The organism is Micrococcus sp. HSID17227 (assembly GCF_003989405.1).
Lineage (GTDB): Bacteria > Actinomycetota > Actinomycetes > Actinomycetales > Micrococcaceae > Micrococcus > Micrococcus luteus.
In genome coordinates this window covers 1-3,668 of record NZ_RBLN01000235.1, presented here as the reverse complement: position 1 = coordinate 3,668, position 3,668 = coordinate 1, and the positions used below count along the sequence as shown (strand labels likewise).

Annotated in this window: 4 protein-coding genes, 1 tRNA gene and 1 rRNA gene; 2 read left to right on the top strand and 4 right to left on the bottom strand. The window is 73.6% G+C overall.

Annotation, left to right across the window (positions count from 1 at the left end; translation table 11 throughout):
- Window positions 1–77 (top strand): 5S ribosomal RNA (gene rrf, locus D8M29_RS10040); the annotation flags it as partial.
- A gap of 127 nt (window positions 78–204) precedes the next feature.
- Here rrf and D8M29_RS10035 read toward each other — a convergent pair.
- Window positions 205–633 carry a hypothetical protein gene (locus tag D8M29_RS10035; RefSeq protein ID WP_095347254.1) on the bottom strand — a complete coding sequence of 143 codons (429 nt, stop codon included), beginning with the start codon at window positions 631–633 and terminating at the stop codon, window positions 205–207.
- A gap of 131 nt (window positions 634–764) precedes the next feature.
- Here D8M29_RS10035 and D8M29_RS10030 point away from each other — a divergent pair.
- Window positions 765–841, top strand: a tRNA-Pro gene (locus tag D8M29_RS10030).
- Between the two features lie 54 nt (window positions 842–895).
- Here D8M29_RS10030 and D8M29_RS10025 read toward each other — a convergent pair.
- From D8M29_RS10025 to D8M29_RS10015, 3 genes are read right to left on the bottom strand one after another with little or no spacing between them, the layout of a single operon-like run.
- The gene (locus tag D8M29_RS10025; RefSeq protein ID WP_127435539.1) at window positions 896–1,258 is read right to left on the bottom strand and encodes a GNAT family N-acetyltransferase; all 363 of its coding nucleotides are present in this window, start codon (window positions 1,256–1,258) and stop codon (window positions 896–898) included.
- A 57-nt stretch (window positions 1,259–1,315) separates the two neighbouring features.
- Window positions 1,316–1,813 carry a carboxymuconolactone decarboxylase family protein gene (locus tag D8M29_RS10020; protein ID WP_127435538.1) on the bottom strand — a complete coding sequence of 166 codons (498 nt, stop codon included), beginning with the start codon at window positions 1,811–1,813 and terminating at the stop codon, window positions 1,316–1,318.
- A gap of 6 nt (window positions 1,814–1,819) precedes the next feature.
- Window positions 1,820–3,610 (bottom strand): DUF5129 domain-containing protein, encoded by a 1,791-nt coding sequence (locus D8M29_RS10015; protein WP_238693380.1) that lies wholly within the window; start codon window positions 3,608–3,610, stop codon window positions 1,820–1,822.
- Window positions 3,611–3,668: the final 58 nt, after the last annotated feature.

The following is a 3,668-nucleotide window of genomic DNA, read 5'->3' as shown; positions in this document are numbered from 1 at the left end:
CGAACCCGGAAGCTAAGGCCCACAGCGCCGATGGTACTGCAACCGGGAGGTTGTGGGAGAGTAGGTCGCCGCCGGACATTTTTTGAGGGAGGGCCTCGCACTGTTGGTGCGAGGCCCTTCCCGCATTCCCGGGAGGATTCACCGGGCGGCCCTGTGCGATGAGCACGGGGCTTTCTGCGTTCCGGGTGCATTCACCCGCGGCGCTCAGAGCTCCTCGCCGGCCCGCAGTCGTGCCGTGAGCGCGCGGGTGAGTCGGCGGCGCAGCCGGCCGTGCTCCGTGCCCTGCTCCCGAAGGCGCGCGTGCACGGCGTCGGCATGGGTGGGCTTCTCCGAGTCGGGGAGAGCGAGGAAGTCGCACAGCAGCGGCTCCAAGCGCCCGGTGAGGGCGAGCACGAGCTCCTGGGTCTCCACGGGCCGTGTGCGCTGCAGGCGAGTCCAGGCTGGCGCGTACTCGGCGGCCTGCTCGACCATCTCCCACGCGAGGGCCCAGCTGTCCGGGCGCAGTCGGTGCCGCTCCGCGCGCAACAGCTGTCGCAGGGCGGCCACGGCCTCCTCGAGCTCGGCAGCGGCCGGGGCGCCGTCGTCGTCGGGGGAGGGGCTCGCGGAGGAACGCGGGAACGGCCACCAGCTCATGCCGGCCTCTCTCGGATTCGCGGGGTGCGCAGAGGTCTCACGCGTGCGATTCTGCCCCGCATCTCGGTTTGGCGGCACCCGGTGTGGCTGGTATAGTCGCTCTCTGTTGGATTCAGGTCTGAGACCTCCAACGGGGTGTGGCGCAGCTTGGTAGCGCGCGTCGTTCGGGACGACGAGGCCGCAGGTTCAAATCCTGTCACCCCGACCAGAAGGAGCCCCCGCCGGATCGGCGGGGGCTCTTCTCGTCTCCGGGTGCGGTGCGTCAGCCCTGGCGGGACTCCAGGAACTGCAGATGCTCGGGCCGCGCCGGGTCCACTTCGCCGGCCACGTCGTCGTGTTTGTCCACCCAGGCCTTCACGTACGGGCACACGGGGACGATCCGGCGGCCCGCGGCCACGGTGTCCTTCAACGCCTCGCGTACGAGGATCGAGGCCAGGCCCCGGCCCTGGTACGCGTGGTCGACCTTGGTGTGCGGGAAGATCCGCTGGGCCGGGCCGTCGGCGGTGTCGTCGTCGATCGCCACCGTGAAGCCGGCCACCGTGCCCGCGTCATCGACGACGATCTCGTACCTCTCCCCGTTCTTGCGGACCTGCGGGTGCTCCAGGCTGGGGGTCTGCTCGGACATGGTCGATCCTCTCGTTCCTGGGTGGACCCCGCCGCCGGGCCGGCGGCGGGGAAGGGGTCAGCCGTCCCGGCGCCGCACGGGGTGATGGGACAGGATCGAGATGCGGTTCGTCAGGTTGATCACCATCGCGACCCACTGCACGGCCGCGTACTGGGCGTCCGTGAGCACGGCGGCCGTGGAGGCCTGCACGTAGTTCAGCTGCTCCTGCTCGGGGAGGTCCGTGGCCGCCTCGGCGAGCTCGAGCGCGGCGCGCTCCTGCTCCGAGTACACGGCCCCTGCCTCACGCCATGCCGGCAGCAGCCCCATGCGCTGCACGCTCAGACCGGCGTCGGCGCCCTGGCGGGTGTGCCGGTCCAGGCAGAACACGCAGCCGTTGAGCTGGGAGACCCGGAGGTTCACGAGCTCCACGAGCTGCCGGTCCAGCCCGGCCTGCTCGGCGGCGGCGCGCGCGGCCGAGACCAGCGGCCCGACCGCGTGCCACGCCTCGGGCACGGCCTTGTCGAGGAAGAACGCGAGGGGGTTCTGGCGGGGTTCGGGGGTGTCAGCGGCGGTCATGGTCCTTCACTGTCTCGCAGAACGGAACGGTGGGCCAGGGACCGGGTGCCCGGCCCGGACGAGCTTCCGGCTCAGATCCGGCCCCGATCGGCTCAGAATCGGCCGGACGAGCCCGCCCCGGAGAACGAGCCGCCCGAGGATCCGTAGCCGGTCCTCGGAGGAGCTGGACTGCGCCTGGCGGTGGTCCTGGACGGACCGCTCGCCGGCCTGGTGGCCCGTGGTGAAGGCCACCACCGTCCAGTAGGCATCCGCCGGCAGCGCGGAGTCCAGGATCGAGCCGCGCGCGGACCGGACCGGGCCACGGTGCGTGCGCAGCTCGTCGCGCAGCAGCTCACGCTCGGCCTCGTCCTTGCCGAACGCCGCCACCTCGGCGTCGGCGAGGGCGGAGACGAGCCCGGTCAGGCGACGCCGCAGCGCGTCCAGCTCGTCCAACGCCGCGGCCGGGGTCAGGCGCTCGTCCTGCAGGTCCGCACCCAGCGCCTCGAGCCGGTCCTGGGCCTCGGTGCGGAAGGACTCCAGCGCGGCGACCGCGGACCGGACGGGCCCGGCGGAGCCGACGGAGGAGGCCAGCGTGCCGACGGCGTCCAGGTCGGCCCGCAGCGGGGCGGTCTGCTGGTCCCACGCCGCCGGCCACCCCGGGTGGCGGTTGAGGAAGGTGTTCGCCGCGGCCACGGCGTCGTCGAGGCGGTCGAGCTCACGGGCGCGGTCCCGGACGTCCTCCGCGGCCCGGGCATGCTCCGTGCGATGCAGGCTGCGCTCCGGCAGGGCCTCGAGGCGGTCCAGCTCCACCGACGCGTCGAGCGCCTGGCGCCGGAAGTTGCGGAAGCGCTCCATCAGCGCGGCCGCGTGGGGCGAGTCCTCGGGCACCGTGGACGCGTTCACCTCGGTGGCGTCCATCTCCAGGGTGACGGAGGTCAGGTGGGTGCGGGCCTCGCCCAGCAGGCCGGCCGGCCCGCGGCGCCGACGCCGTCGGCTCGCGAGTGCCGCGGCCGCGGCGCCGCCGCCCGCCACACCGACGATCCCCGCGCCGAACCACAGTTCGGGAGCCTGCCACCAGGGGCGCCCGATCAGCTCGGCGGCGGCGTCCGTCACCTCCACGACCGTGTCCGTCCACCGGGCCGCACGGGCCGCCTCGTGTCCGGCCTCGCGCACCTCCCGCAGCCGGTCCGTGCTGAGCATCCGGTCCTCGCCCACGTACACCCCGATCAACCGGTTGTCCGGGTCGAGCGCCACGATCACGAGGCCGTCGGCCCATTTCTGGCCGTCCGCGCTGAGCCAGTCCGGGTGCTCCGCGCGAGCCCGCTCGAGCACCCGCCCGTTGAACGCCTGAGACGCGCGGTCGTCGTCCAGTGCGGACAGGTCCGGGCCGCGCTCGGTGACCACGGCGACGCGGGTCGGCTCCCGGAACTCGATCCCCGCCAGGTCACGGCGCAGCTGGGCGAGGTCGATCACGCCCGCGTCATCCACGAGCTCCACCTGGTCCCAGGCCACGGCGTGGGCCTGCGGCGCGGCGGCGCCCGTGACCCCCGCCGTGACCGGCAGGGCGACGACGGTGGCGGACGCCGCCGGCCCGGTGAGGGCGGCGGCGGACAGGGCGACCGCGGTGAGCGTGCGGCGGGCGGTGCGGTGCGTCGGACGCGCGTGCGGAGGTGGGGGGCCTGACGCGCCCGCTGACCGGCACAGGCCGGGTCGGATGCACCGCGCCACCCAGTCGCCGGACTGGCCTACCGGGTAGTAGCGCATGACCTCCGCGTCTCCGAGGAGCCTGCACATGTCGTCGAGGTCAGCGTCGGTCATGCACCGGAACGTGAGTCGATCGGTGGGTTGCGGGATCACCCGACGACCTTACCGACGG

Coding starts and splice junctions, on each gene's coding strand:
- D8M29_RS10035 (WP_095347254.1), bottom strand. CDS start 633: ATGAGCTGGTGGCCGTTCCCGCGTTCCTCCGCGAGCCCCTCCCCCGAC.
- D8M29_RS10025 (WP_127435539.1), bottom strand. CDS start 1,258: ATGTCCGAGCAGACCCCCAGCCTGGAGCACCCGCAGGTCCGCAAGAAC.
- D8M29_RS10020 (WP_127435538.1), bottom strand. CDS start 1,813: ATGACCGCCGCTGACACCCCCGAACCCCGCCAGAACCCCCTCGCGTTC.
- D8M29_RS10015 (WP_238693380.1), bottom strand. CDS start 3,610: ATGACCGACGCTGACCTCGACGACATGTGCAGGCTCCTCGGAGACGCG.